This is a genomic window from Saccharopolyspora rosea, assembly GCF_025643595.1.
Taxonomy (GTDB): Bacteria; Actinomycetota; Actinomycetes; order Mycobacteriales; family Pseudonocardiaceae; genus Saccharopolyspora; species Saccharopolyspora rosea.
This window is the reverse complement of the sequence record NZ_CP102826.1, coordinates 2,202,585-2,228,250: the sequence shown is the minus strand read 5'-3', so window position 1 is coordinate 2,228,250 and position 25,666 is coordinate 2,202,585. Positions and strand designations below refer to the sequence as shown.

The following is a 25,666-nucleotide window of genomic DNA, read 5'->3' as shown; positions in this document are numbered from 1 at the left end:
AGCCACCGATGACGACAACACGACTGCACGAGACCGAGCACCGCTGCCTCGTCACCGCCTCCGCGGCGCAGCTGTACGACCTGGTGGCCGACGTGACGCGCTGGCCGGCCGTGTTCGGCCCCACCGTGCACGTCCAGCACCTCGAACGCGGCGAGCGCGCGGAGCGCTTCCGGATCTGGGCGGTGCTCAACGGCGCGGTGAAGTCCTGGACCTCGCGCCGCGAGCTCGACCCCGAGGCGCGCAGCGTGCGCTTCGAGCAGGAGGTCAGCCAAGCCCCGATCGCGTCGATGGGCGGCGAGTGGCGGCTGCGGCCGGTGTCCGACGACCGCACCGAAGTCGTCCTGCTGCACCACTTCAGCACCACCTCCGACGACGCGGAGACCGTGGAGTGGGTGAACCGGGCCGTCGACCGCAACAGCGATGCCGAGCTGGCCGCGCTGCGCGCGGTGGCCGAGCGCGCCCCGCTGATCTCCGACGTCGTGTTCTCCTTCGAGGACACCGTGTCCGTGCGCGGCAGCGCGAGCGCCGCCTACGAATTCGTGGACCGCGCGGACCGGTGGCCGCAACGCCTGCCGCACGTGCGGCGGGTCTCGCTGACCGAACCCGAGCCCGGCGTCCAGGACCTGGAGATGGACACCGCCACCGCGGACGGGTCGGCGCACCGCACCCGCTCCCACCGGATCTGCGCGGAGCCGTCGTGGATCGCCTACAAGCAGGTCGTGCTGCCCGAGCTGCTGGCCGGGCACAGCGGTCTGTGGACGTTCAGCCAGGACGGCGACTCGGCGACGCTGCGCTCGCGGCACACCGTCTCGCTCGACCCCTCGGCGGTGCGGGACGTGCTGGGCAGCGGGAGCACGCTCGCCGACGCCCGGGAGCACGTGCGCGCGGCGCTGAGCGCCAACAGCGCGACCACGCTGCGCCGGGCCGGGGCCTTCGCCCAGCAGCGGAGCGGGGCATGAGCAGCGGCACGGCCGCGCGGCCGCGGCTCACCGAGATCGCCGACGGCGTCCACGTGCACACCCAGCCGCACGGCGGCTGGTGCCTGAACAACTCCGGGCTGATCGCGGGCCGCCACGGCGTCGTCGTGGTGGACACCGCGGCCACCGAGCGCCGGGTGGCCCTGCTGCGGGAGGCGGTCGACGGCCTCGGCACGGAAGGCCACCACACCGTGGTCAACACCCACCACCACGGCGATCACGTCTTCGGCAACCACGTCTTCGCCCCGTCGGCGGCCATCATCGCGCACGAGAAGGCGCGCACCGAGATGGCCGAGACCGGGCTGGGCCTGACGCAGCTGTGGCCGGACGTGGAGTGGGGCGACGTCCGGGTGACGCTGCCCACCGTCACCTTCCGCGACCGGTTGTCCCTGCACGTCGACGACCGCCTGGTCGAGCTGCTGCACGTCGGTCCGGCCCACACCACCAACGACGTCGTGGTGTGGCTGCCCGCCGAACGCGTCCTGTTCGCCGGCGACGTGCTGCTCAACGGGTGCACGCCGTTCAACCTCATGGGCTCGATCGCGGGCAGCCTGCGCGCCCTGCGGCGACTGCGCGCGCTCGGCGCCCGCACCGTCGTCGTCGGGCACGGCGAGGTCAGCGGACCCGAGGTGATCGACCAGACCGACGCCTACCTGCGCTGGTTGCAGCAGATCGCCGCCGAGGGCTTCGCCGCCGGGATTCCGCCGCTGGAACTGGCCGGCAGGACCGATCTCGGCCCCTACTCCGAGTGGCTCGACCCGGAACGCCTGGTGGGCAACCTGCACCGCGCCTACGCCGAACTGGAGGGCGGCGAACTCGGCAGGCCGCTGGACGTGGTGCGGATCTTCGGCGAGATGGTCGAGTACAACGGCGGGACGCTGCCGGAGTGCCTGGCCTGACGCGGTTTTCGACCACCGGCCACCGTCCACACCGGACGCGACGGCGTCCGGACCCCACCAGCACGGAGGGATCATGAGCCGCACCCGCACCTCACCGCGGCGCACCGAACCGGCCACCTGGGTGCTCTGCCCGAGCTGCGCGACGCCGTACTACGGCAAGCGGTGGGCGGAACTGCTCCGGGTCTGCGCCGAGTGCGGTCACCACGACCGGCTGACCGCGTGGCAACGCCTGGAACAGCTGTCCGACCCGGGGCACCTCGAACTGCTCGACTCGGCACCGCTGCCGGACGACCCGCTCGGGTTCGTCGACACCCGCCCCTACCCCGAACGCCTCGCCGAGGCTCGCGACCGGACCGGCCTGGACGAGGCGGTGCTGTGCGCCCGCATCCGGGTGCTCGGCACCCCGGCCATCGCCGCGGTGATGGATTTCGGCTTCATGGGCGGAAGTCTGGGCTCCGCGGTCGGTGAGCGGATCACCGCTGCCGCCGAAACCGCGCTCGCCGAACGGGTTCCGCTGCTGCTGGTCACCGCGTCCGGTGGCGCGCGGATGCAGGAGGGCGCGCTGTCGCTGATGCAGATGGCCCGCACGAGCATCGCGCTGGAACAGCTCAACGCGGCCGGGATCCTCACCGCCAGCCTGATCACCGACCCCACCTACGGCGGTGTCGCGGCGTCGTTCGCCGCGGCCACCGACGTGGTGGTGGCCGAACCGGGGGCGCGCATGGGCTTCGCCGGCCGACGGGTCATCGAGCAGACCATCCGGCAGCAGCTCCCGCCGGGCTTCCAGACCGCCGAGTTCCTGGCCGAGCGCGGTTTCGTCGACCTGGTGGTGCCGCGGTCCGGGCTGCGCCGCGCACTGGGCAAGCTGCTCGCGGTCGGCGCGGCCGCGGCCGACGAGTCCCGGCGCCCGCCGTTGCGCAGCGGCGACCCCGGCGTCGGCGACCCCGACCTGCTGCCCGAACCCGCCCCGTGGGACCAGGTCCGCGGCGCCCGCGACCTGGACCGGCCCACCGCGCTGGACTACTTCGCGCAGATCTTCGAGGACTTCCAGGAACTGCGCGGAGATCGCCTGTCCGGCGACTGCCCGTCGGTGGTGGCGGGAACGGCCTGGCTCGACGGGCGACCGGTCATCGCGATCGGCCAGCAGAAGGGGCACGACCCGGCCGAGCTGCGCGACCGCAACTTCGGCATGCCCGCACCGGCCGGGTACCGCAAGGCCGCGCGCCTGATGCGGCTGGCCGACAAGCTCGGACTGCCGGTCGTGGCCCTGGTGGACACCCCCGGCGCCTACCCGGGCGCGGCCGCCGAGGAGCAGGGGCAGGCGTTCGCCATCGCCGAGAACCTCCGGCTGATGGCCGCGCTGCGGGTGCCGGTGGTGACGGCGGTGATCGGCGAGGGCGGCAGCGGCGGCGCGCTCGCGCTGGCCGTGGCCGACCGGGTGCTGATGTTCTCCGGCGCGACCTACTCGGTCATCAGCCCCGAGGGGTGCGCCGCGATCCTGTGGAACGCCCCCGAAGCCGCGGCCGAGGCTGCTGCCGCGCTGGGTCTGACCGCCCGCGACCTGCTGCGGCACGGGATCGTCGAAGCGGTGATCCCCGAGCCGCCGGGCGGGACCGGAGCGGATCCCGCCCTGGCCGCCGACCGGCTCGGGGCGGCCATCCGCCACCACCTCGGCGAGCTCGTCGAACGACCGCCGGAGGCGTTTCCGGCTGACAGGCACCGGCGCTTCCGGGCACTCGGTGCCCGGTGACGGCGCCGACGACACGGGAAGGAACGAGCGCGTTGCTGGAGAAGGTACTCATCGCCAACCGGGGCGAGATCGCGCTGCGCATCGCCCGCACCTGCCGGGAGATGGGCATTCGCACGGTCGCCGTGCACTCGACGCAGGACCGCGACTCGGCCGCGGTGCGGTTCGCCGACGAGTCGGTGCAGATCGGTCCCGCGCCGGCGTCCCGCAGCTACCTCAACGCCGCCGCGGTGCTCGAAGCCGCGGTCCGCAGCGGCGCCGCAGCGATCCACCCCGGCTACGGCTTCCTGTCCGAGGACCCGCACTTCGCCGACGCGTGCGAGCAGACCGGCATCGCGCTGATCGGCCCACCGGCCGCCGTGATGGCCCGGCTCGGCGACAAGACCTCGGCGCGGGCGGCGATGGTCTCCGCGGGTCTGCCGCTGCTGCCGGGCAGCGTCGAACCGCTGGACGCCGCGAGCGCTCGGGAACTGGCCGAGGAGATCGGCTTCCCGGTGATCCTCAAGGCCGCGGCCGGCGGCGGCGGACGCGGCATGGCGGTGGTGCGCGACCCGTCGGAGTTCGCGGCCGCGCACCGGCGCACCCAGGCCGCGGCGCAGGCGCTGTTCGGCGACGGCCGGATCTACCTGGAGAAGTACCTGGAACGAGCGCGGCACGTGGAGGTCCAGGTCCTCGCCGACGGGCACGGCGACGTGCTGCACCTCGGCGAGCGGGACTGCACGGCGCAGCGGCGGCACCAGAAGCTCGTCGAGGAGACACCGGCACCCGGGCTGCCCGAGCGCCTGGTGGCCGACCTCCGGCAGGCGGCGGTCGCCGGCGCCAGGGCCACCGGTTACGTCGGAGCGGGCACCTTCGAGTTCCTGGTGCAGGACGACGCGTTCTACTTCATGGAGGTCAACTGCCGGATCCAGGTGGAGCACCCGGTGACCGAGATGGTCACCGGGATCGACCTGGTGCGCGAGCAGATCCGCATCGCGCGCGGTGAACCGCTCGGGCTGCGCCAGGAGGACGTGCGGCCCCGGGGCGTGGCGATCGAGTGCCGCATCAACGCCGAGGACCCGGCGGCCGACTTCCGGCCCGCGCCGGGCACGCTGACCGCGTTCGTACCGCCGGGCGGCCCGTTCGTGCGGGTGGACACCCACGCCTGCACGGGCTACCGGATCCCGCCGCACTACGACTCCCTGCTGGCCAAGCTCGTGGTGTGGGGCGCGGACCGGGACGAGGCCATCGCGCGCATGCGCCGCTCGATCGAGGAGTTCCGCATCGAGGGCGACGGCGTGCGCACCACGAGCGACTTCCTCCGGCGGCTGATCGACGACAAGCGGTTCCGCGTGGCGGAGCACACCACGCGGTTCGCCGAGGAGCTGGCACTTTCCGCAGTGGACGAATGACCGGTCGTCGCGCGCCCACCAGCACGCCGCGGACGGCGTGCTGGTGGGCACCGGCGTTCGGCGGTCACCAGCGCTCCGGGTGGGCGCGGTACCACTCGACCAGCGCCGCCAACTCGTCCTCGAACCGGCACCGCGGCGCGTAGCCGAGTTCGTCCCGGATCTTGCTGTCGTCCACCGAGTAGCGCCGGTCGTGCGCCTTGCGGTCGGCCACCCTGCGCACCGACTCCCAACCGGCTCCGCACAACTCCAGCAGCAGGGCGGTGATCTCCAGGTTGGTCCGCTCCACCCCGCCACCGATGTTGTAGATCTCGCCCGCGCTGCCCTTGGTCAGCACCAGTTGCAGGGCCCGGCAGTGGTCGTCCACGTGTAACCACTCCCGGGTGTTGCCGCCGTCGCCGTACAGCGGAACCTGCCCGCCGCTGAGCAGCCTCGTGATGAACAACGGGATGAGCTTCTCGACGTGCTGGTACGGGCCGTAGTTGTTGCTGCACCGGGTGATCCGCACGTCCAGCCCGTGCGAGCGCCAGTACGAGCGGGCGACGAGGTCGCTGCCCGCCTTGGACGCGGCGTAGGGCGAATTCGGCAGCAGCGGCTCGCTCTCGGACCACGAACCCTCGTCGATCGAGCCGTAGACCTCGTCGGTGGACACGTGCACCACGGTGCCCACTCCGGCGTCCAGGCACGCGTCGAGCACCGTCTGGGTGCCGAGCACGTTGGTGCGCATGAACTCGGCCGCACCCGACAACGATCTGTCCACATGGGACTCCGCGGCGAAGTGCAGCACGCGGTCGTGCCCGCGCAGCGCGTCCACCAGCGCCGGCCCGTCGCAGATGTCCCCGCGCACCACCCGCAACCGCGGGTGGTCCGAGGGCAGGTTCCGCGAATCGCCCGCGTAGGTGAACTTGTCGAAGACGGTCACCTCCGCGTCCTCGTAGCCCGGGTACGCGCCGGACAGCACCCTGCGGACGTAGTTCGAGCCGATGAAACCGGCTCCACCCGTCACGAACACCCTCATCAGCCACCTCCACGCCGGCGGATCCGCACCGCCGGGCGCCGCGAGCGTGCCCGGACCCGCTGGAGCGCGGGTCGAATCCGGGTCGCCGCGGCCCAGGCCCCGCGCGTCCACCGATCCTCTAGCGGAGGACAGGCCGCTGCTCGATCGCCGTGGTCGATCCTGCGGACGCGAAGCGATCGAGCGGCCTCGACCGGCCGCAGCGGCGCGCACAGGCTTGGGAGGTACCGTGTTCCGGACAACATCGGCGTTCCACGACTGGTTCGCCGAACGCCGACTGGCCAACACCTACCGGGTGTCGCCGGTGCCGCTGGACCGGCTGGACGGCTGGCGCCTCGACCCCGAGACCGGGAACCTGGCGCACCACAGCGGGCGGTTCTTCTCCGTCGAAGGGCTGGAAGTCACCACGGACCACCGCGAGATCGGGTCCTGGTGCCAGCCCATCATCCGGCAACCGGAGACCGGGATCCTCGGGATCCTGGTGAAGGAGTTCGGCGGTGTGCCGCACTGCCTGATGCAGGCCAAGATGGAGCCGGGCAACATCAACCTGCTGCAACTGGCACCGACCGTGCAGGCGACCCGCAGCAACTACACCCGCGTGCACCGCGGCGCGTCCGTGCCCTACCTGGAGCACTTCGTCGCCCCGCGACGCGGCCGGGTCGTCTTCGACGCGCTGCAATCCGAACAGGGCGCCTGGTTCCTCGCCAAGCGCAACCGCAACATGATCGTCGAGGTGACCGAGGACGTCGGTGTCCACGAGGACTTCTGCTGGCTGAGCGTCGCACAACTCGGCGAGCTGCTGCAGATCGACAACCTGGTCAACATGGACGCGCGCACCGTGATGTCGGGGCTGCCCAACCTGCTCCGCCCACCGGTGGCCGCCGACCCCGACCCCGGTGCGCTGCACCGGCTCGACGAGCTGCTGAGCTGGTTCGCCGAAGCCAAGTCCCGCTACCGCCTGGACCGCAGGCCGATCCCGCTGAACCGCACGACGGGCTGGCTGCTGTCCCCGGACGGCGTCCACCACGAGCAGGGCAAGTTCTTCTCCGTGGTGGGCGTCGACGTGCGGGCCAGCAACCGCGAGGTCGCCAGCTGGTCGCAACCGATGGTCGCCCCGCGCGACCGCGGGCTGATCGCGTTCCTGAGCAAGCGGATCCACGGCGTCCGGCACCTCCTCGTGCACGCCCGGACCGAGGCGGGCACCGCGGACGTCGTCGAGATGTCGCCGACCGTGAGCTGCATCCCGTCGAACTACCGGGACGTGCCCGCCGAACAGCGCCCCCGGTACCTCGACGACGTCCTCGCCGCACCCGCCGACGCGGTGCTGCTCGACCGCGTCCACTCCGAGGAGGGCGGCCGGTTCTTCCAGGCGGAGAACCGCTACGCCCTCGTCGACGTCGGCGAGGACTTCCCCACCGACGTCCCCGACGACTTCGCGTGGATGACGCCCGACCAGCTCGGGCACTTCGTGCGCTACGGCAACCACGTCAACGTCGCCGCGCGCTGCCTGCTCGCCTGCATCAACGCCGCGACCGCCGAGACGTCGCCGCGGCGCCCCGCCCGCGCCGAGGACGTCCCCGTCAGCGCCCGGTGAAACCCACGCACTCCGAGGAGGAAGCCGTTGACCGAACCCGCCGCTCCCACCGGACCCACCACGGCTCCGGGCACCGTCGACGCCGCGCGGTTCCGCGCCGCGATGGCCCGGGTGCCCGCCGCGGTCACCATCACGACCACCCTCGACGCGGACGGCGCGCCGCGCGGATTCACCGCCAGTTCCCTGGTTTCGGTCTCGCTGGAACCCCCGCTGATCGCGGTGTGCGTCGGGCTCACCAGCAACTGCTACCCGGCGTTCGCGACGTGCGAGCGGTTCGCGGTCAGCGTTCTCGGGCCCGAACACGTCCCGCTCGCCCGCACCTTCGCCAGCAAGAGCGCGGACAAGTTCGCGCACGGGCGGTTCGCCCGCACCCCGGGCGGACTTCCCGTCGTCGAGGGAGCCCGGGTCGCGGTGGAGTGCCGGGTCCACGGCCGCCACCCGGCGGGCGACCACCTGATACTCGTCGGGGCCGTGCGCGCGGTCGACGGCGCCGAGGGCGACCGGCTCGTCTACGGCGACCGCACGTTCACCACCCTGAAAACCTCCTGACCAGCACACCCGCCACCGCGCACCCGGAGGAGAACGGATGCGACCCGACAGCACACCGATCAGGCTCGGCGTCCTGGGCTGCGCCGACATCGCGGCGCGGCGGGTGCTGCCCGCGGTGGCCGCCACACCCGGCATCCGGGTGGCCGCGGTGGGCAGCCGCTCCCGGGGCAAGGCCGAACAGCTCGCCGACCGGTTCGGCGCCGCCCCGGTGCAGGGCTACCAACGCGTCCTCGACCGGGACGACGTCGACGCCGTCTACGTCCCGCTGCCCACCGGACTGCACGCGGAGTGGATCGACCGGGCGCTGCGGGCCGGCAAGCACGTGCTCGCCGAGAAGCCGCTGACGACGTCCCCTTCGGACACCGCCGCACTGGTCGACCTGGCCCGCTCCCGCGGCCTGGCGCTGGTGGAGAACTTCATGTTCGTCCACCACGGCCAGCACGAGCACGTCCGGGGCCTGCTCGATCGAGGCGCCATCGGGCGGCTCCGGGCGTTCTCCGCCGCTTTCGCCATCCCACCCCGACCCGCCGACGACATCCGCTACCGGCCGGAACTCGGCGGCGGTGCGCTGTTCGACGTGGGCGGTTATCCGACCAGGGCGGCGCTGCACTTCCTCGGCACCGACCTGCACGTCGCCGGTGCCGCGCTGCGGCACGACACCGCGACCGGTGTCGACGTCGGCGGTGCGGTCCTGCTCCGCCGCGGCGACGGGGTCGTCGCCCAGCTCACCTTCGGCATGGAGCACGGGTACGCGTCGCGGTACGAGTTGTGGGGCGCGGAAGGCAGGATCACCGTCGACCACGCCTTCACCCCACCGGCCTCGCACCGCCCCGTCGTGCGCGTCCACCGCCAGGACCACGAGGAGCGGATCACGCTGGCGGCCGACGACCAGTGCACCAACAGCATCGCGGCGTTCCTGCGGGCCGTGCGCGGCGCGGACGAGCACGACCCGCAGCACACCCTCGCCCAGGCCCGTCTGATCGCCGCCGCCCGGCGGGCGGCGGGGCCGGACGAACCCGCCTGAGCCGTTGGCGAACCCGGAAGAGGTTGCCCGTCCGGTGAGCATGCCGGCAACGGGCACCGCCACGCACGACGAGTTCGACGACCGACGGGTCAGGCCCCCGCCGCCAGCACCTGCTGGTGCAGCCGCTGCACTTCCGGTGACGGGTCGAGCCCCAGGTCCCGGGTCAGGGCGGCGCGCAAGCCCTGGTAGGCCCGCAGCGCGTCACCGCGCCGGCCGCTCAGGTCCAGCGCCCGGATGAGCTGCGCGTGCAGCCACTCGTCCAGCGGGTACTGCGCGGTCAGCGAGCGCAGCTCGCCGATCACCTCGTGGTGCAGGCCGCGGCGCATCCGCGCTTCCACGTGCAGCTTCACCGCGCACAGCCAGTTCTCCTCCAACTCGGCCACGTGCGCCGACAACCGGGGCCCCAGGTTGATGTTGACCAGCGGTTGCGCGGTCCACAGGCCCAGCGCCGACTCCAGGTCGGCCACCGCCTCGGTGTGCCTACCCGCGTCCAGGTGCTCGCGGCCCGACAGGCACAGCTCGCGGAAGCGCGTCAGGTCGACCTGGTGGGGCTCGACCTTGAGCAGGTAGCCGGGCGCGCGGGTGATCACCACGTCGGCCCCGTCGGCCGACAACCCGTTGCGCCGGAGGAGTCTGCGCAGGTGGTAGATGTAGGTGTGCAGGGTCGCCAGCGCCGTCGACGGCGGCTCGTCGCCCCACAGCTCTTGCAGCAGCGCGTCGGTGCTCACGACCTGGTTGGCGCGCAGCACCAGCAGCGCCAGGATCTGCCGCACCTTCGGTGCGCTCGGCGTGCGGTCCTCGCCGTCGCACTGCATCCCGAGCGGGCCGAGCACGCTGAACCGGGCCGATGCTGCGCCGCGCGGACGATTTTCCATCTGTTCCCCCAGGAACGAAGTGGTACGTGCACTGCGGTCGCCCACGAGCCCCAGTGGCGCGCCCGCCCACGTCCCCGGCTCCGCACCGTTCGACGTCGACGAGGCCGCCGACTCCCGCGGAGCCGGCGGCGCACGCCCTCGAAAGCCACCCCAGTCACGGACGAACCTACCGACGACCTCCGCCCCGGGCATGGCCCGTTCGGACCAACAGGCGCGGACGCTTCCTCACACCGGAGCCGGGCGACCGCGCGGCCCGGTTCGATCCCGCCTCTGCCGATCCTGTACCGGCCGCTCAGACCATGGCGGCGCGGGCCCACCACCGCACCACCGACCGTCGCGACCGCGCTCGCCGCGCAGAAGGCAGGGCTGGTTCCATGAAACTCGCCGTCAACCTCGAACTCCGCCACGCCACCGCGCTGGCCGCCTGCGCGGAGGACCTGGGCTACGAACTCGCCCTGGCCCCGGAGGGATACCGCTCCGAAGCGGCGAGCGTGCTCGGCGCCGTGGCCGCCGCCACCGAGCGCATCGCGCTCGGCTCGTGCGTCATGCAGATCCCGGCGCGACCACCGGCCACCACCGCGCTGACCGCGGCGTCGCTGGACGTGCTCTCCGGCGGGCGTTTCCGGCTCGGCCTGGGGGTGTCCAACCCGGACGTCTCCGAAGGCTGGTACGGCGTCCCCTTCGCCGAACCCCTGGCGCGCACCCGGGAATACCTCGACATCGTGCGCGCCGCGCTGCGCGGCGAACCGGTGACCTACCGCGGCAGGCACTTCCGGTTGCCGATCGGCGACCGGACGGGCGCGCCGCTGCACCTCTACACCGAAGGGCACCGGCCGGACCTGCCGATCTACCTGGCAGCGGTGGGCCCGGCGAACCTGCGCCTGACCGGCGAGATCGCGGACGGCTGGCTCGGGGTGTTCAACACCCCCGAGTCGGTCACCGAGGCGCGGGACCACCTCGCCGCCGGACGCGCGAAGCGCGGGCGGTCCCTCGACGGCTTCGCCGCGATCCCCTGCGTCCCGGCGGCCGTCGACGACGATCCCGCCACCGCGGCGGACCAGCTGCGCGGGCAGTACGCCTACCTGCTGGGCATCGGCGACCGGGAGACGAACATCCACTGCGCCCTGGCCAGGCGGCTCGGTTTCGGCGACGCCGTCGAGCGCATCCACGACCACCTCGCCGCCGACGACCGCCCGGCCGCTGCGCGCGCGGTGCCGTTCGAGCTGATCGACAGCACGTCGCTGATCGGTCCTCCCGACCGCATCGCCCGCCGCCTGGCCGGCTACGCCGACGCCGGCGCGACCGCGGTGAGCATCATGGTCTCGGCCGCCGCGACCGACCTCGCCGGCCGGTTGCGCATCCTGCGCAGCTGCGCCGAAGCGCTGCGGCGACTCGACGGACAGCGGACCGCCGCGCGGTGAGCGAGCACGACGGGGGCCGGGGGCGCGCGTCCCCGGCCCCCTGCCGGTCAGCCCACGACCGTCTTGGACAGCTCGGCCGGCTTCTCCGGGTAGCACGGCAGGTCGAACACCTCGTGGGTGTCCGGGTTCTGCGCGGTCCAGCGGAACCCGGGGTCCTCGGCGCTGGTCCCGGCCGGAGCGGTCACCAGTTCTCCGCGCTCCGGGGCCACCAGCTCGACGTTGAGGTTCGGCAGGTCGTGGTCCTCACCCGCCTTGAACGGACCCGTGGCGTGCAACGTGATCCGGTTGCCCCGGACCTCGACGCTCTGCCGGGAATTCCCCAGGTTCGACCCGCCGGTCAGGGTGTGGCCGACGTAGCGCGCGTTCGCCGGGAGCTCGAACGACACCGCCACGTCCCACACCTCGGTGTTGAAGTTGGTCAGCGGGTTGATCGGCTCGTTGTCGAAGGTCACGGTGAACTTCTCCCCCGGCTCGACCGACGCCGGAGCGGTCACGTCGTACCCCCGCTGGTAGTGCAGGATCACCGGGGAACCGTTGACGTCCCGCGAGCACAGGTACGGCACGGTCATCGGCGCGGCGTACGCGGGCGACGCGGCCAGCGGTACTCCGGTGGCCGCCACGACCGCGGCGATGACGGCGGACTGGGCCACTCGTGTGCTTCTCACTCGACTTTCCTCCTGGCAGGTGGCGATCGATCGGGACATTTCCGCGCGGACGGCCACGGAACCCGGCCGCACGACTAGACTTCCGGCACGCCCTCCAGCGGCGCTCGAAAGTCCCTCGACCGGGCCGGAACCGGCGCGCGGCGGCCGACGTCGAGGTGGCGGAACCAGGGGAAGGTGACGAGGGGATCCGATGTTGACGGTGGAGATCTGGTCGGACGTGGCGTGCCCGTGGTGCTACCTCGGCAGGGCCGACTGGCACGCGGCGCTGGCCCGCTTCCCGCACGCCGACCAGGTCCGGACCCGGTGGCGCTCGTTCGAACTCCGGCCCGGCCTGCCCGCCGGTCAGGGCCGCAAGCTGGGCGAGATCATGGTGACCGACTGGGGACTCGACGCAGCCCGGGTCGACGCCGTGTTCGCCCGCATCCGCGCGCTCGGCGAGGCCGCCGGACTGCGGCTGCGCCCGGAGGAGGTCCGGCCGACCAGCACCTTCGACGCGCACCGGCTGCTGCACCTGGCCGAGGACGCCGGTGTGACCGAGGACGTCGCGGAGCGGCTGTTCGCGGCCTACCACCGCGACGCGCTCGACCTCTCCGACACCGCGGTCCTGCGGGAGATCGCGGTCCGGTCCGGCATCGACCCGGACCGCGCGCACGCCGTGCTCACCGGTGACGACTACGCCGACCGGGTCCGCGCGGACGTCGAGCAGGCGCGGCAGGTCGGCGTCACCGCCGTGCCGTCCTTCCGCTTCGGCGCGCGCGAGGTGGTGTCCGGAGCGACCGGGACCGAGCAACTGCTGTCCCTGCTCGACGAGCACTGGACGAAGTCGGTCCGGCCGGCCTGACCCGCCCGCGGTGCTCGGATCCGGCGCGACGGAGCCGGGTCGTCCTTGACTTGCAGCGTGCTCGAACTCCGAGGATGTCGCGGAACGCGGATCCGGCAGGCCGCCGAGGCCGCCACGTGGGAACGGAGGTACGAGTGGCAGACCAGGCGAGACCCGGTGCGCGGGTGGCACCGGAGGAGTCCGGCGGCGAACCGATCGGCGGGCGCCGCATCGCGCTGATCATGACCGGGCTCACCTTCGGCATGTTCATGGCTTCGCTGGACCAGACGGTCATCTCCACCGCGGTGCGGACCATCGCCGACGACCTCAACGGTCTCACCCAGCAGGCGTGGGTGACCACCTCCTACCTGGTCACCACCGTGGTGTCCACCGCGCTGTACGGCAAGTTCTCCGATCTGCACGGCCGCAAACCGATGTACGTCATCTCGGTGTCGCTGTTCCTGCTGGGGTCGGTGCTGTGCGCCGCGGCGCAGTCGATGTGGCAGCTGGCCGCGTTCCGCGCGGTGCAGGGCCTCGGCGCCGGTGGGCTGATGACGCTGGCGTTCGCGGTGCTCGCCGATCTGCTCAGCCCGGCCGAGAGCGCGCGCTACCGCAGCTACTTCGGGGCCGTGTTCGGTGTCTCGGCGGTGGTGGGACCGGTGCTGGGCGGCCTGTTCGCCGGGATCGGCAGCCTGCTGTCGATCACCGGCTGGCGGTGGGCGTTCCTGATCAACGTGCCGATCGGGGCGGTCGCCGCGCTGCTGGTCGCAGCGCTGTACCCGAGCGCCCGGCAGCAGCGCGCCGCGCACCCGGTGGACCGCGCCGGCATCGCGGCACTCGTGCTGTGCCTGGCGCCGCTGCTGGTCGCCGCGCAGCAGGGCGGCGAGTGGGGCTGGAAGTCCCCCGCCACCCTCGCGATGTTCCTGCTCGGCGCCGTCGGCCTGGTCCTGTTCGCGTTCGCCGAACGGCGGGCCGGTGACGCCGCCCTGCTGCCGCCGCTGCTGTTCCGCCACCGGGACTTCTCGGTGAGCAGCGCGGTCAACGTCATCGTCAGCATGGGCGTGTTCGGCGTGCTCGGCGTGCTCCCGCTGTACCTGCAACTGGTGCGCGGGCTCTCGCCCACCCAAGCGGGCCTGATGATCCTGCCGCAGACGCTGGGGATCGTCCTCATCGGACGGTTCAGCGGACCGCACATCGCCAGGACCGGGAAGTTCAAGGGTTACCTGCTCGTCGGGGTGGCCACCATGGCGGTCGCCTCCTTCGCGCTGAGCACGCTGTCGCCCGCGACGCCGCTGTGGGTCCCGGCCGCGGCCACCGCCGCGATGGGCGTCGGCATCGGCCTGGCCTGGCAGGTGATGATGGCGGCCATCCAGCGCCAGGCACCGCGCAGCCACCTGGGTGCGGCCACCGCGTCGTTCAGCTTCTTCCGCGAGATCGGCGCCACGGCGGGCGCTTCGGTGTTCCTGTCCGTCCTGTTCGGACTCGCCGGTGGGCGGGTCTCGGCGGCGTTCACCCGCGCCGTGACCGCCGACCCGGCGGTCCGCGCGGCGTTGCACGATCCCCGGGTCGTCGCCGACCCGGCGAACCGGCCGCTGCTCGACGTCGTCCGCGGCGGCGCGGTCGACCTCGACAACACGACGTTCCTGGCCCACGCCGACACCCGGTTGGTGGCCCCGCTGCTGACCGGCCTCGCCGACGCCATGTCCACGGTCTTCGTGGTCAGCGGCGCGATCCTGGTCGCGGGCGTCGTGCTCGTGGTGTTCACCGGCAAGCCCGAACGGTAGCCCGCCGACCTGCGGGCACGGTCGTCTTCCACGTCGGCTCGACCCGCGGTCGAGCGACGTGCACCAGCATTCCCCGCGTCCGGCAACACCAGCGCGAGGAGCTCACCGTGACCCTGCCACCCGAGCAAGCAGAAATCCGCGACCTGATCCTGGCCTCGGACGGCGACGACGCGCGGATCACCGCCGCGGTGGCGGAGATCGGCACCGACCGCGCCGCAGCCGTGCTCGTCGACGAGCTGGTCTCGCGGGCCGACCTCACCGAGATCACCGGCCTCGCCACGACCCCGGTCGCGTTCGACATCGCCCTGGAGCACGACGGCCGGGTGGTGCACCGGCACGTGCGGGCCGGCGGAGACGCCGAGCACGCTCCGGGTCCGGCCGCCGACCCGGCCGCCACCGTCGAGGGGCGCCTGGTCGACTTCGTCCGCGCGGTCTTCGGCCCGGCGAACGCGCTCTGCGACCGCGCCCCCCGGATCCGCTGGCACCTGCTCGACGACCCGACGTTGTCGTTCTCCGACACCGCGCGCCTGGCGCTCACCGCAGGCAAGCGGCTGTTGCAGGGGTTGTCCCAGCAACCCGTCGACCTCGCCGAGCTGTCCCTGCGCACCGGTTCGGACAAGTGGGGCCTGCACTACTACACGCCGCACTACGCACGCCACTTCGAACCGCTGCGGGACCGGCCGCTGACCATCCTGGAGCTGGGCATCGGCGGGTACGCCAACCCGGCCAAGGGCGGCGGATCGCTGCGGATCTGGAAGCGCCTGTTCCGCCGCGCGATGATCTTCGGGGTCGACATCTACGACAAGTCGCCGCTGCGCGAAGGGCGCATCCACACCGTGCAGGGCGACCAGTCCGACCCGGACTTCCTGACGTCGCTGGCCGAGCGGATCGGCCCGATCGACATCGTCATCGACGACGGCAGCCACCGGTGCGCGGACGTGATCAGCGCCTTCCACGCGCTCTACCCGCACGTCGTGCCCGGCGGCCTGTACGTGATCGAGGACCTGCAGACCTCCTACTGGCCCGGCTACGGCGGGAGCGCCGAGCGGCTGGACGACCCGGCGACGAGCATGGGTTTCCTCAAGCGGCTGCTGGACGGGCTGCACCACCGGGAGTGCGAGCTGCCCGACGGCCACGTGCCCGACGTCGCCGCCCGCACCCTGGTCGGCGCGCACTTCTACCACAACCTCGCGTTCCTGGAGAAGGCCGACAACGCCGAACCGTCGCTGCCATCGTGGATCCCGCGCCGACCGCTGTCCGAAGCGGAGATGTCGGCCGTGGCCGCGCAGACGGCCACCGACGAGCCCGCCTGACCGGCCGGACCACCGGCCGGTGCGGCGATCCGGCGCCGCACCGGCGCGGTCCCCGCCGAACCGACCAACCACGAAAGGCAGCACCGCCCATGAGGATCCTGTTCGCCACCGGCCCGATCCACGGCCTGACACTGCCCGTCATCCCGCTGATCTGGGCCGCCCGCACCGCAGGTCACGAGGTCCTGCTGGCGACCACGTCGCGCATGCCCGACGTCGCCGCGCACGCCGGTGTGCCCGTCGTGGACGTGGTACCGGGCCGGGACATCTGGGCCGAGCTGCTGCACGGCGCCCGCACCGAAGCCGGGCCGGAACCCGCGCCCGCCCGTCCCGGCGAGAGCAGCGGCCACGTCCGCGCCCTGGAGGCGTCCAACCCCTTCCGCACGTTCACGCTCACCATGACGACCGGAACGGTCGAAGCGGGCCGGTCCTTCGGCGCCGACCTGGTGGTGTCCACCTCCGACCACGCCGCCGGCCTGCTCGCCGCCGCCGCGCTCGGCGTTCCCGCCGCCGAGGTCGGCAACCGGATCTCGTGGTCGATGCGGGACCGCTCCTTCCGCGAGAAGCAGACCGTGTTCCGCGAGGACGACGCCATCCGCGCGCTGCGCGCCGAACTCGGCGTGCTGCAACGGGATCCGGACCTCGTCGCGCGCGTCGACCCGCGCGCACCGAGCATGGGGGGCATCAGCCGCGACGAGTCCGACGAGCGCGACGGCGTGCCGTGGTGGCCGATGCGGTTCGTGCCCTTCAACGGCGGCGCGACCGTGCCGGACTGGACGTGGCGTCCCCCGCAGCGGCCGCGCGTGTGCGTCACGTTCGGAACCGTGGTCCCGGCCACGGAAGGCGCCGCGATCCTCGACGTCGTCGTCGAGGCGGTGCGCGGACTCGACGTGGAGGCCGTCGTCACCGCCGACGAGGCCGCGCTCGCGGAAGTCGGCGACGTTCCCGACAACGTGCGCGCCGTGGGCTACCTCCCGCTGACCGCGGTGCTGCCCACCTGTTCGCTGAGCGTGCACCACGGCGGTTCCGGCACCGCGGCGGCGCCGCTGCACCACGGTGTTCCCCAGCTCGTGCTCCCCGTCCAGATCGACAACCGGATCGTCGCCGAACGCATCGCCGAGCGCGGGGTGGGACTGGCGCTGGATCCCGCGACCGCCCGCGTCGACACCGTCCGGTCGGCGATGCGACGCCTGCTCGACGAGACGGCGTTCTCCGCGGCCGCCGCCGAGGTCGCCGCCGAGATGGCCACCCAGCCGGCCCCCGCGGCGATCGTCGACCGCATCGCGGCGGCCGTCGCCCGCCGCTGAGTCGAATCCGCAGTCACAACGAGGAGAATCCCCATGACCGACAAGCACGTGGCACTGGTGACCGGCTCGTCGTCCGGCATCGGCGCCGAGGTCGCCCGCCGCCTGAGCGCCGAGGGCTGGGCCGTGGTGGTGAACTCGGCGCGTTCGGTGCGCGCGGGCGAGGAACTCGCCGACTCGCTCGACGACGCCTGCTACGTCCAGGCCGACATCGCCGACCCCGAGCAGGCCCGGGGGCTGGTGCAGCGGGTGGTCGACACCCGCGGTCGCCTCGACGTGCTCGTCAACAACGCGGGGCGGACCCGCCCCATCCCGCACGGCGATCTGGAAGCCGTGACTTCCGAGGTCTGGCACGAGATCCTGGACCTCAACGTCATCGGCACCTGGCACACCACGGTGGCCGCGATGCCCCACCTGAAGAAGTCCGGGAACGGCGCCGTGGTCAACATCTCCTCGGTGGCGGGCACCCGACCGGCGGGCAGCTCGATCCCCTACGCGGTGAGCAAGGCCGCCGTGTCGCACATGACCCGGCTGCTCGCTGCGGCGGTGGGACCCGAGGTGCGGGTCAACGCGGTCGCCCCGGGCCTGGTCGCGACCCCGTGGATCGAAGGCTCGGCCGGCTTCGCCCCCATCCGGCAACGCGTCGAGTCCACCACGCCGCTGCGGCGGGTCGGCACTCCCGCGGACGTCGCCGACGCGACGATCGGCCTGCTGCGCAGCACCTACACCACCGGCGAGGTGCTGCTCGTCGACGGCGGGGCGCACCTGCTGATCTGAGGACCCGTCGCCGAACCCGTGCGGCGCGGGTCGCCCTCGGCGAGGAGTGCCCACCGCGCCCACCGACTTTCCCAGTATTCCCGCGAAAACGACCTCGAACCGCGAAAACGCAGTTCAAGAGGGTCTTGACTTCGAGCGCACCTCAAGTTGCAGGCTGGTGATCATGCGAGCTGTGTGGATGAAGGAGTTCGGTCCGCCCGAGGTGCTGGTGGCCGACGACGCACCGGATCCGGTGGCGGGCGAGGGCCAGGTCGTCGTCGAAGTGGCCTTCGCCAACATCACGTTCGTCGAGACCCAGGTGCGCGCCGGCGCTTTCCCGTCCCCCACCGGTGCGGCCGGACTTCCGATCATCCCCGGGAACGGGGTGGGCGGGATCATCCGCTCCGCCGGTCCCGGTGTCGATCAGGCGCTGGTCGGCAAGCGGGTCGTCACCGGCACCGGCGGCTCCGGCGGCTACGCCGAGCACGTCGCGGTCGACGCGGCCGGTGTGGTCGAGGTGCCCGAGGGCGTACCGATGGACGACGCGGTGGCGCTGCTGGCCGACGGTCGCACGGCGACGGCGTTGTGCCGGGCGGCCGAGCCTCGCCCCGGTGAACGGGTGCTCGTCGAGGCCGCCGGCGGCGGGGTCGGAACCCTGCTGGTGCAGCTCGCACGCGAGGCTTCGACCACGGTCGTCGCGGCCGCCGGCGGCGCGCGCAAACTCGACCTGGCCCGCGAACTCGGCGCCGAGATCACCGTCGACTACGGCGCACCGGACTGGACCGACCGGGTCCGCGACGCCGTCGGCGGTGTCGACGTCGTCTTCGACGGCGTGGGCGGCGCCCTCGGCCGCGCCGCGTTCGACCTGCTCGCCCCGGGCGGTCGGATGTTCAGCTTCGGCATCGCGGCGGGCTCCTTCCCCGACGTCGACGACGAGGAAGCCGCGCGGCGCGAGGTCACGATCACCCGCGGAGTTCCGGTCTCCCCGGAGCAGGCGCGGGAACTCACCGCCAGCGCCCTGGCGCGCGCGGCCGAGGGGCGACTGCGGCCCGTCATCGGGCAGCGCTTCCCGCTCGCCGAGGCCGCGAAGGCGCACGCCGCGATCGAAAACCGCGCCACGCTCGGCAAGACGCTGCTGGTGCCCTGAACACCTGTCGTCGACCCGCCGTGCGCAGCGGCGCCGGTTGCGGAACCGCCCACCGGGGGAGGAAGCGGCTGGCGCCGCTTGCCACGCCCCTTCCGGCAACCGAGTTCGACGACAGGTGCTGAGCACCCACCACGGACACGAGGAGACCGCATTGCAGATCGGAATCGGCCTGCCCAGCCAGGTACCGGGCGTCACCGGGGCCACCCTCCTGGAGTTCGCTCGGCGGGCCGAAGCCCGGGGCTTCGCCAGCCTCTACACCAGCGACCGGCTCGTCTGGTCGAGCTTCGAACCGCTGGCCACCCTCGCCGCGGTGGCCGGGGCCACCGAACGCATCGGGCTCAACGCCGTGGTGCTGGCCCCGCTGCGGGCCAACCACGCGCTGTTCGCCTCGACCATCGCGTCGGTGGACCACCTGGCCGGTCCCGGCAGGCTGCGGCTCTCCCTGTCGCCCGGGCCGCGCCCGGACGACTTCGAGCGCAGCGGACTGGACTTCCACGCCCGCGGCGCGCAACTGGACGCGCTGTTGGACGAACTGGAGCGCAGCTGGCGCGACGACGACGGCGTCGGCCCGAAACCCGCCACCCCGGGCGGTCCCGCGCTGCTGTTCGCCGCGTCCTCGGCTCCGGCGCTGCGCCGGATCACCACCAGGGGCGCCGGCTGGCTGGCCGGTCCGGGCATCGAGCAGTTCGAGACGTTCTCGGCGCGCGTGCGCGAGGGCTGGCGGGAACGGGGCCGCAGCGGAGCACCGGTGTTGGCGGCCACCTGCAAGTACGCGCTCGGGGAGGCGGCCGAGGAGAACATGCGCCGCACCACCCGCGGCTACTACGGCTTCGCCGGGGAGGACATGATCGCCGCCCTGATCGCCGAGACCGCGACGACACCGCAGCGCATCGCCGAGGAGGTCGACGCCTACCAGCGGGCGGGGTGCGACGAGCTGTACTTCCTGAGCCAGCACGACGATCCCGCGCAGGTCGACCGGCTGGCGGACGCCCTGGGAGACCGGCTGGGCTGATGGTCCCGACAGCGCCGTGCCGGGTCCTGGTCGCCGCGGCGACCAGGACCCGGCGGACCCCACGGTGCGCCCCGCTACGAGCACGCGCCGTTGAGCTGGACGGACACCCGGCCCTGCACGGGGATCCCGGGGCCCTCGGCGGGCACGTGCCGCCCCAGGGCACCGTCGCCTGGAGAACGCCGTGCGCCCGAGTAGTGGTTGAGCAGCGCGCGCACCGACGTCGTGCCGTACAACCACGGATCGCCCTCCAGCACCGCCTGCTGGAGGCGCTGGAGCATCTGGCACGGATCGATGCCCAGCTCGCGCTGCATGGCGGCGCGCATCCGCCGGTACGCCTCCAACGCGTAGTGCCGCTGGCCGGACCGGCACAGCGCGAGGATGTGCAACGCGTGCAGCTGCTCGTGGAACGGGTGCTTGGTCGCCAGGCAGGCGAGGTCCCCCAGCACCTCCCGGTGCCTGCCCCGGTCCAGTTCCGCGCAGTACAGCGTCTCCAGCGCCGTCACCCAGGACTGCTCCAGGCCGACGACCTCGGCCGCGATCAGCCTCCCGTGCTCCACATCGGCCAGCGCCGGGCCCGACCACAGGTCCAGCGCGCGGCGCAGCAACCGGACGGCCTCGTCGAGGTCGCCCCGCCGCAGGGCGCTGTTGCCCGCGGCGGCCAGGTGTTTGAACTCGCGCAGGTCGTACTCGGCCGGGTCCAGGTGCAGGACGTATCCGCCGTGCCGGTTGACGAGCACGCGCTGCCCGACCTCGGTGACGCTGACCTTCAGCGCCCGGGCGAACGCCTTGCGGAGCTGCAGGACGTAGGTCTGCAGCGTGGTCATCGCGCTGCGCGGCGGCTGCTCGCCCCACAACTCCTCGATGAGGGACGCGGCCGGCACCACGCGCCCCTCGTTGAGCAGCAACAGGGCCAGCGCCATGCGCGGTTTCTTGGCTGTCGGGACGGCGGACGACTTCCCCACCCGCACGTCGAAGGAACCCAGGGTCTCCACGATCACTCTTGTAACCCCCATGTTTGACGAGGACACGACCTCGAACGGCAGGAATCCGATCGGAATCAGACCGAGACGATTCTCTGACGAGATCGCCATCTAATCACCCGATCGGCCCCCGGAGCAATGAGTTGACAGCGCACTGATTTCGCTGCGGGCGGACCAGTTCCGCGCTGGTCGAAGCGCACGAAAGGGCACCGCTGGCCAGCATCGAACCAACGGAAGCCACAGAATTGCGGAAATGTTCGATTAGCGGTTGTCCGCAATCGGAACCGATTTCCCGACGCCACCGGAAATGGCGCGCCGAACATCGGCCGACCTCGTCCTCCTCCCCTGCTCGTGGCCGCGCAGCCGAATTCCCGGGCGGACCGGGCCCGCCCGGGACACGTCCGGCAGCGGTTACTCCGCGAGGAGCGACTGGGCGTACCCGTCGGCCGCGGTGTCGAACCGCAGCACCCGGTGGCTCGCCCCGGCGTGCACGTCGCGCCACGCGCGCTGCAACGCGCTCCCCTCGGCCTGGGCGCTCGTGCCCCCGGCGCGGAACAGCCGGTCGATCGCGTCCACCAGCAGTTCCACCGCCAGGGCGCAGTCCCGGCCGGAACGCGCGATCGTCGACGGCGACGCCGCACCCGTGTCCGCGGTCGCCGCGATCCGCTCCAGCAGCAGCTGCGCGGCGTCGACCTCCCCGGAGGCGCGGCCCAGCGCGATCCGCGGCGGGCTCCCGGCCGGCGATCCGGCCAGCTTCCCGACGAACGGCGCTCCCGGCGCCAGCGCACCCCGCACCGCGCCGAGCAGCGGCGCGGTGAACAACATGCCGTTGACCATCCGCAGTGGCACGTGGTGGCACGCGTCGGCGGACTGCGCACCGACACCCTCCAGCACGTCCCCGCGGCGGAACGACCGGTGCTCGGGGACCACGACGTCGTCGGCCACCAGCGTGTTGCTGCCGGTTCCCCGCATTCCCACGGTCCGCCACGTCTCCTCGACGCGGTACGCCGAGCGGGGCAGCGCGAAGTAGCGCGTGTCGTCCGGACCGCCGTCCTCGTCGACGCCGCAGACGAACGCCCAGTCCGAGTGGTCGACCGCGCTGATGTACGGCCACTTCCCGCTCACCAGCCAGCCGCCGCTCGTCCTGCGCACGGTCCCGGCCGGCATGAGCGCGCCGACGACCAGGGTGTCGGGCCCCGCGGCCCACAGCTCCGCCTGGCCCTCCTCCGGCAGGTACCCGCCCATCCGGGAGACGCCCGCGCTCAGCGACGCCACCCAGGCCGCGGAGGCGCACCGCTCACCGACGACGGCGACCGCCTCCAGCAGATCGCCGAAACCACCGGCCGTCCCGCCCCACCGGGTGGGCACGAAGTGGCGGGCGAACCCGGCGTCGACGAGCGCCGCCACCACGTCGGACGCCAGCCTGCGCTGGACCTCACCGTCCGCGGCGGACCGACCCGCGATGTCGGCGGCGCGCGACACCTCCCCCAGTTCTCCGGTTTCCAGCACGTCCACCGCAGCCGCTCCTGTCCTCGTCGGATTCGTCATCCTCGGCTCCCGGTCGGTTCGTCCGCGGTGCCGACGTCGAACCGCCGGACGTGCATCCGCAGCCCCTGCCCCCACACGCGCGATCCGACTGCGCCCACGTCGTCCACGAAGGACGGTGCCGCACCGGCCCGCACGGGTGCGTAGGCGTCGGGGTCGCGCGCGAGCCGCACCAGCCCGCGACCGTCCGGTCCGGCCGCGTCCAGCAGCGTGAACATGGCCAGTCCGAAGAGGAACTGCCGCGGCGCGGCGTCCTCGTCGACACCGCCGTGGTCGATCGCCAGGAACTCCCCGTCGAGGGCGCGACGTCCGAGCTCGTCGACCGCCAGCACCTGCACCCCGTCCAGCCACCAGGTGACGGTCGGGCTGCTGCGGCGGTAGCTGATCGCCAGCTCGTGCTGCTGTTCCGGCACGCGGTCGGCCACCGGGACCACGTAGCAGAACGCCGAGCGGGCCGAGTCCCGCCCCGGCAGCCGCTCGTACAGCGCGTACACCCGGCCGTTGGTGAGCGTGAAGTCGCACACCACCCCGGTTTCCGGGTCGACGGCGATGAACGCAGCTGCCGCCAGCCGCGGATCGGTGTCCGGATCGCGCACGGCCCGGCCGAACGGGTGGCGCGCCGCCCCGAACACGCGCGCCGACATCGACGCCGCACCGGTGAGCCGGCCGTGCAGCGGGGCGTCGAAGCCGGGCATGCCGGAAGACGCGCTGCGCCGGGGCATCGCGTTCCACTTCAGGTGGTCGTCGCCACCGGTGGCGGCGAAGGTGAACGCCGGATCCCCGGTCGCCTCGTCCCGGCCGGCCGACTCGACCACCAGACCGTCCGGGCCGCCCCGCGCGATCCCGTCACCGCCCGGGGCCGAGCCCGCGGGCCGCAGCTTCCAGCGCGCCGCGGCGCCCTCGGTCACCAGGCCCTCGCCGAAGTCGTCGTGGAAGAGGACCGCCGTCCTGCCCGGGGCCGCGGTCACGACCGGCCCGCAAAGCGTCGTTCGATCTCGCCGACGACGTCGGCGGGAGCGGGCAGTCCCGCGATCTCCTCGCTCATCGCGGCCGCCCGCTCCCGGTACGACCCGTCCTCCAGCAGCGCACGAGCCGACTCGGCGATGACCTCGGCGGTGTCCTCGCCGCCGCGCAGGGTGATCGCCGAGCCGTGCTCGGCCAACCGCTCGGCCGGACCGACCTGCTTGGGCATCTGCGGGATGAGCAGCTGCGGAACCCCGGCGACCATCCCGGTGAGCATCGTGTTCCCCCCGGCGTGGTGGACCAGCAGGTCGCAGGTGCGCACCAGCACGTCCAGCGGCAGCCAGCCGGCCCGCACGTTGTCCGGCAGCGGGCCGAGCGCGTCCACGATGTCGTCCGGCGCGGCCAGCAGCAGCTCGACGTCCATCGGGGACACCTTCTGCACCAGCTGCGCCACGGTGTCGAACTCGTAGTCGCGGGTGACGCGGCTGCCCGCCGAGACGAACAGCCGCGGCCGGTCCCCCTTGCTCAGCATCCACGGCTCGACCGGTCGCTGGGTGTTGAAAGGGACGTAGCGCATGAACTGCGCCGGCCCGGCGTCGAACCGCCGCACGCTGGGCGGACAGGTGTCGACGAACATCTCGGCGTCGGGCAGGCCGACCAGGCCCATTCGCTCGACGAGCGGGGACAGCTCGGCGGCCGCGGACAGGTCGATGATCGGGGGTTCGCCCAGGTTGAGCGCGTGCCGCACGTACGGCAGGTCGTACTTGCCCGCGACCAGCGGCGCGGCGTAGGAGAGCTTGCCCCCGACGATGACGTCCGGCCGCCACGTCTCGACCAGCGGGATGAGGCCCTCCAGGCTGCCGATCGCCAGCCGGGCCATTCCCCGCCCGTTGAACAGGTTCCGCTCGTGCGGGTCGGGCGGAATCCCCATCTGGTTCCCGTTGTGGTCGACGAACATGAAGTCCTTCATGGTCTTCGACGTCAACGGCACGCCGGGAAGACCGGCGCCCGAGACAAGGGGCATCACGTTCTCGGTCGCGCCGAACAGGACTTCGTGGCCCGCGTTCCGAGCCGCCTGAGCCAGTGGTACGAGTGGGAACACAGCTCCGGCGCTTCCACCGGAGATGAACAGAAGCCGCATGCCGTGAACGCTAGGCAGCCCGGGTCGAACTTCCCTAGAGGCGATCTCGAACAGCCCGGCCGGACCACCTGCGCCACTGGTCCGGTGCGGGGCCCGCGCCGCCGACGCCGCCGGCTCGGCGACCGGACGACGACGGCGGCGCGCGTTTGCCTCGCCCGCACCCGGGACATCTCGTCCAATGCGGACACCGCGCTTGGACCACAAAGGACGGTCTAGGTCGGGAACTCGCCGTCCGGCGGCGGCACCGCCACACCGTCTACAGAGGACGTTCGTCGCCGATCTGCTCGATCAGGTGCGCGAGGAAGGCCCGCACCGCCGGGGGCAGCGCGCGCCGCGCCATCGACTGGATCTGCACGCTCCGGCGGCTCAGCTCCGGGTTGCCGACGGGGACGATCGCCAGGTGGTCGGCGTCGAGCCGCCGCCGCACCGTCAGCGGGCCGACCAGGGTGACCCCACCGCGCAGCTGCGCGAAGCTCTGCAGCGCACCCGAGTAGTTGCTCACCAGCACGGGTTCGAAGCTCAGCGCCTGTCTTCGAACCTGCTCCCGGAAGGGGCGCGGCAAGCGGCGGGAGCCGCTTTCTCTTTCGGTGAGTGGTCTCGCCACTTGCACCGCTGCGTGATCGCCGATGTGACCACGTGCAGGCGCTCCGCGGCCCCGCTGATCGAACCGGTGCGCGCGACCTCCAGTAGCGCAACGACGTGGGCAGGAGGTGCATTCCGCCGAACGTACTGCCCCGCCGCGCGCGTCCG

23 protein-coding genes are annotated in these 25,666 nt (G+C 72.9%); 15 read left to right on the top strand and 8 right to left on the bottom strand.

The features are described 5' to 3' along the window. Positions 1 to 8: 8 nt before the first annotated feature. From NV263_RS10520 to NV263_RS10505, 4 genes are all read left to right on the top strand, one after another. Entirely contained in the window at positions 9 to 959 is a 951-nt protein-coding gene (locus NV263_RS10520) for an aromatase/cyclase (RefSeq protein ID WP_263252594.1), read from the top strand. Next, complete coding sequence (locus NV263_RS10515; RefSeq protein WP_263252593.1) at positions 956 to 1,876, top strand: MBL fold metallo-hydrolase; 921 nt, start codon at positions 956 to 958, stop codon at positions 1,874 to 1,876. Before NV263_RS10520 ends, NV263_RS10515 begins: the two co-directional genes overlap by 4 nt. 73 nt (positions 1,877 to 1,949) lie before the next feature. Then, positions 1,950 to 3,626, top strand: coding sequence for an acetyl-CoA carboxylase, carboxyltransferase subunit beta (accD, locus tag NV263_RS10510; RefSeq protein WP_263252592.1), 1,677 nt, complete (start codon positions 1,950 to 1,952; stop codon positions 3,624 to 3,626). Positions 3,627 to 3,658: 32 nt separating this feature from the next. Then, positions 3,659 to 5,014 (top strand): acetyl-CoA carboxylase biotin carboxylase subunit, encoded by a 1,356-nt coding sequence (locus NV263_RS10505; protein ID WP_263252591.1) that lies wholly within the window; start codon positions 3,659 to 3,661, stop codon positions 5,012 to 5,014. 64 nt (positions 5,015 to 5,078) lie between these two features. Here NV263_RS10505 and rfbB read toward each other — a convergent pair whose 3' ends face one another. Next, positions 5,079 to 6,029: a dTDP-glucose 4,6-dehydratase gene (gene rfbB, locus NV263_RS10500; protein ID WP_263252590.1), complete on the bottom strand. Its 951-nt coding sequence runs from the start codon at positions 6,027 to 6,029 to the stop codon at positions 5,079 to 5,081. A gap of 226 nt (positions 6,030 to 6,255) precedes the next feature. Here rfbB and NV263_RS10495 point away from each other — a divergent pair, with 226 nt between their 5' ends. The 3 genes from NV263_RS10495 to NV263_RS10485 are packed head-to-tail and all read left to right on the top strand — an operon-like array spanning position 6,256 to position 9,193. After that, entirely contained in the window at positions 6,256 to 7,620 is a 1,365-nt protein-coding gene (locus tag NV263_RS10495; protein ID WP_263252589.1) for an NDP-hexose 2,3-dehydratase family protein, read from the top strand. Between the two features lie 27 nt (positions 7,621 to 7,647). Further along, positions 7,648 to 8,169 carry a flavin reductase family protein gene (locus tag NV263_RS10490; protein ID WP_263252588.1) on the top strand — a complete coding sequence of 174 codons (522 nt, stop codon included), beginning with the start codon at positions 7,648 to 7,650 and terminating at the stop codon, positions 8,167 to 8,169. Between the two features lie 37 nt (positions 8,170 to 8,206). After that, positions 8,207 to 9,193, top strand: coding sequence for a Gfo/Idh/MocA family protein (locus NV263_RS10485; RefSeq protein ID WP_263252586.1), 987 nt, complete (start codon positions 8,207 to 8,209; stop codon positions 9,191 to 9,193). Positions 9,194 to 9,282: 89 nt separating this feature from the next. Here the strand turns inward: NV263_RS10485 and NV263_RS10480 are convergent, their stop codons facing one another. Further along, entirely contained in the window at positions 9,283 to 10,068 is a 786-nt protein-coding gene (locus tag NV263_RS10480; RefSeq protein ID WP_263252585.1) for an AfsR/SARP family transcriptional regulator, read from the bottom strand. Positions 10,069 to 10,442: 374 nt separating this feature from the next. On the opposite strand from NV263_RS10480, the gene NV263_RS10475 reads away from it, so the two are divergent. After that, positions 10,443 to 11,489 carry an LLM class flavin-dependent oxidoreductase gene (locus NV263_RS10475; protein WP_263252583.1) on the top strand — a complete coding sequence of 349 codons (1,047 nt, stop codon included), beginning with the start codon at positions 10,443 to 10,445 and terminating at the stop codon, positions 11,487 to 11,489. A 47-nt stretch (positions 11,490 to 11,536) separates the two neighbouring features. Here NV263_RS10475 and NV263_RS10470 read toward each other — a convergent pair whose 3' ends face one another. Further along, positions 11,537 to 12,154, bottom strand: coding sequence for a hypothetical protein (locus tag NV263_RS10470; protein ID WP_263252581.1), 618 nt, complete (start codon positions 12,152 to 12,154; stop codon positions 11,537 to 11,539). Between the two features lie 190 nt (positions 12,155 to 12,344). On the opposite strand from NV263_RS10470, the gene NV263_RS10465 reads away from it, so the two are divergent. From NV263_RS10465 to NV263_RS10435, 7 genes are all read left to right on the top strand, one after another. Next, positions 12,345 to 12,995, top strand: coding sequence for a DsbA family oxidoreductase (locus NV263_RS10465; protein WP_263252580.1), 651 nt, complete (start codon positions 12,345 to 12,347; stop codon positions 12,993 to 12,995). Positions 12,996 to 13,129: 134 nt separating this feature from the next. Beyond that, the gene (locus NV263_RS10460) at positions 13,130 to 14,758 is read left to right on the top strand and encodes an MFS transporter (protein ID WP_263252579.1); all 1,629 of its coding nucleotides are present in this window, start codon (positions 13,130 to 13,132) and stop codon (positions 14,756 to 14,758) included. 107 nt (positions 14,759 to 14,865) lie between these two features. After that, positions 14,866 to 16,071, top strand: a complete 1,206-nt coding sequence (locus NV263_RS10455) for a class I SAM-dependent methyltransferase (RefSeq protein ID WP_263252578.1) — start codon at positions 14,866 to 14,868, stop codon at positions 16,069 to 16,071. 89 nt (positions 16,072 to 16,160) lie between these two features. Beyond that, a complete protein-coding gene (locus NV263_RS10450) occupies positions 16,161 to 17,375 on the top strand; it encodes a nucleotide disphospho-sugar-binding domain-containing protein (RefSeq protein WP_263252577.1) in 1,215 nt (404 codons plus the stop codon). Positions 17,376 to 17,408: 33 nt separating this feature from the next. Next, positions 17,409 to 18,149 carry an SDR family NAD(P)-dependent oxidoreductase gene (locus NV263_RS10445; RefSeq protein WP_263252576.1) on the top strand — a complete coding sequence of 247 codons (741 nt, stop codon included), beginning with the start codon at positions 17,409 to 17,411 and terminating at the stop codon, positions 18,147 to 18,149. 163 nt (positions 18,150 to 18,312) lie between these two features. Next, entirely contained in the window at positions 18,313 to 19,275 is a 963-nt protein-coding gene (locus NV263_RS10440; RefSeq protein ID WP_263252575.1) for a zinc-binding dehydrogenase, read from the top strand. A 151-nt stretch (positions 19,276 to 19,426) separates the two neighbouring features. Then, complete coding sequence (locus tag NV263_RS10435; RefSeq protein ID WP_263252572.1) at positions 19,427 to 20,287, top strand: LLM class flavin-dependent oxidoreductase; 861 nt, start codon at positions 19,427 to 19,429, stop codon at positions 20,285 to 20,287. Positions 20,288 to 20,361: 74 nt separating this feature from the next. Here the strand turns inward: NV263_RS10435 and NV263_RS10430 are convergent, their stop codons facing one another. The 5 genes from NV263_RS10430 to NV263_RS10410 form a co-directional block, all read right to left on the bottom strand. Beyond that, entirely contained in the window at positions 20,362 to 21,378 is a 1,017-nt protein-coding gene (locus tag NV263_RS10430; protein WP_263252570.1) for an AfsR/SARP family transcriptional regulator, read from the bottom strand. A 300-nt stretch (positions 21,379 to 21,678) separates the two neighbouring features. Beyond that, positions 21,679 to 22,782 (bottom strand): acyl-CoA dehydrogenase family protein, encoded by a 1,104-nt coding sequence (locus tag NV263_RS10425; protein ID WP_263252569.1) that lies wholly within the window; start codon positions 22,780 to 22,782, stop codon positions 21,679 to 21,681. A 29-nt stretch (positions 22,783 to 22,811) separates the two neighbouring features. Next, on the bottom strand, positions 22,812 to 23,780 hold the full coding sequence (locus tag NV263_RS10420) for a DUF6081 family protein (protein ID WP_263252568.1): 969 nt from the start codon (positions 23,778 to 23,780) through the stop codon (positions 22,812 to 22,814). Continuing rightward, positions 23,777 to 24,799 carry a glycosyltransferase gene (locus tag NV263_RS10415; RefSeq protein ID WP_263252566.1) on the bottom strand — a complete coding sequence of 341 codons (1,023 nt, stop codon included), beginning with the start codon at positions 24,797 to 24,799 and terminating at the stop codon, positions 23,777 to 23,779. The genes NV263_RS10420 and NV263_RS10415 overlap by 4 nt, the downstream gene beginning before the upstream one ends. A gap of 373 nt (positions 24,800 to 25,172) precedes the next feature. After that, on the bottom strand, positions 25,173 to 25,520 hold the full coding sequence (locus NV263_RS10410) for a LysR substrate-binding domain-containing protein (protein WP_263254154.1): 348 nt from the start codon (positions 25,518 to 25,520) through the stop codon (positions 25,173 to 25,175). Positions 25,521 to 25,666 lie beyond the last annotated feature (146 nt).

Coding starts and splice junctions, on each gene's coding strand:
- NV263_RS10485 (WP_263252586.1), top strand. CDS start 8,207: ATGCGACCCGACAGCACACCGATCAGGCTCGGCGTCCTGGGCTGCGCC.
- NV263_RS10475 (WP_263252583.1), top strand. CDS start 10,443: ATGAAACTCGCCGTCAACCTCGAACTCCGCCACGCCACCGCGCTGGCC.
- NV263_RS10520 (WP_263252594.1), top strand. CDS start 9: ATGACGACAACACGACTGCACGAGACCGAGCACCGCTGCCTCGTCACC.
- NV263_RS10440 (WP_263252575.1), top strand. CDS start 18,313: ATGCGAGCTGTGTGGATGAAGGAGTTCGGTCCGCCCGAGGTGCTGGTG.
- accD (WP_263252592.1), top strand. CDS start 1,950: ATGAGCCGCACCCGCACCTCACCGCGGCGCACCGAACCGGCCACCTGG.
- NV263_RS10465 (WP_263252580.1), top strand. CDS start 12,345: ATGTTGACGGTGGAGATCTGGTCGGACGTGGCGTGCCCGTGGTGCTAC.
- NV263_RS10445 (WP_263252576.1), top strand. CDS start 17,409: ATGACCGACAAGCACGTGGCACTGGTGACCGGCTCGTCGTCCGGCATC.
- rfbB (WP_263252590.1), bottom strand. CDS start 6,029: ATGAGGGTGTTCGTGACGGGTGGAGCCGGTTTCATCGGCTCGAACTAC.
- NV263_RS10415 (WP_263252566.1), bottom strand. CDS start 24,799: ATGCCCCTTGTCTCGGGCGCCGGTCTTCCCGGCGTGCCGTTGACGTCG.
- NV263_RS10450 (WP_263252577.1), top strand. CDS start 16,161: ATGAGGATCCTGTTCGCCACCGGCCCGATCCACGGCCTGACACTGCCC.
- NV263_RS10430 (WP_263252570.1), bottom strand. CDS start 21,378: ATGGCGATCTCGTCAGAGAATCGTCTCGGTCTGATTCCGATCGGATTC.
- NV263_RS10480 (WP_263252585.1), bottom strand. CDS start 10,068: ATGGAAAATCGTCCGCGCGGCGCAGCATCGGCCCGGTTCAGCGTGCTC.
- NV263_RS10515 (WP_263252593.1), top strand. CDS start 956: ATGAGCAGCGGCACGGCCGCGCGGCCGCGGCTCACCGAGATCGCCGAC.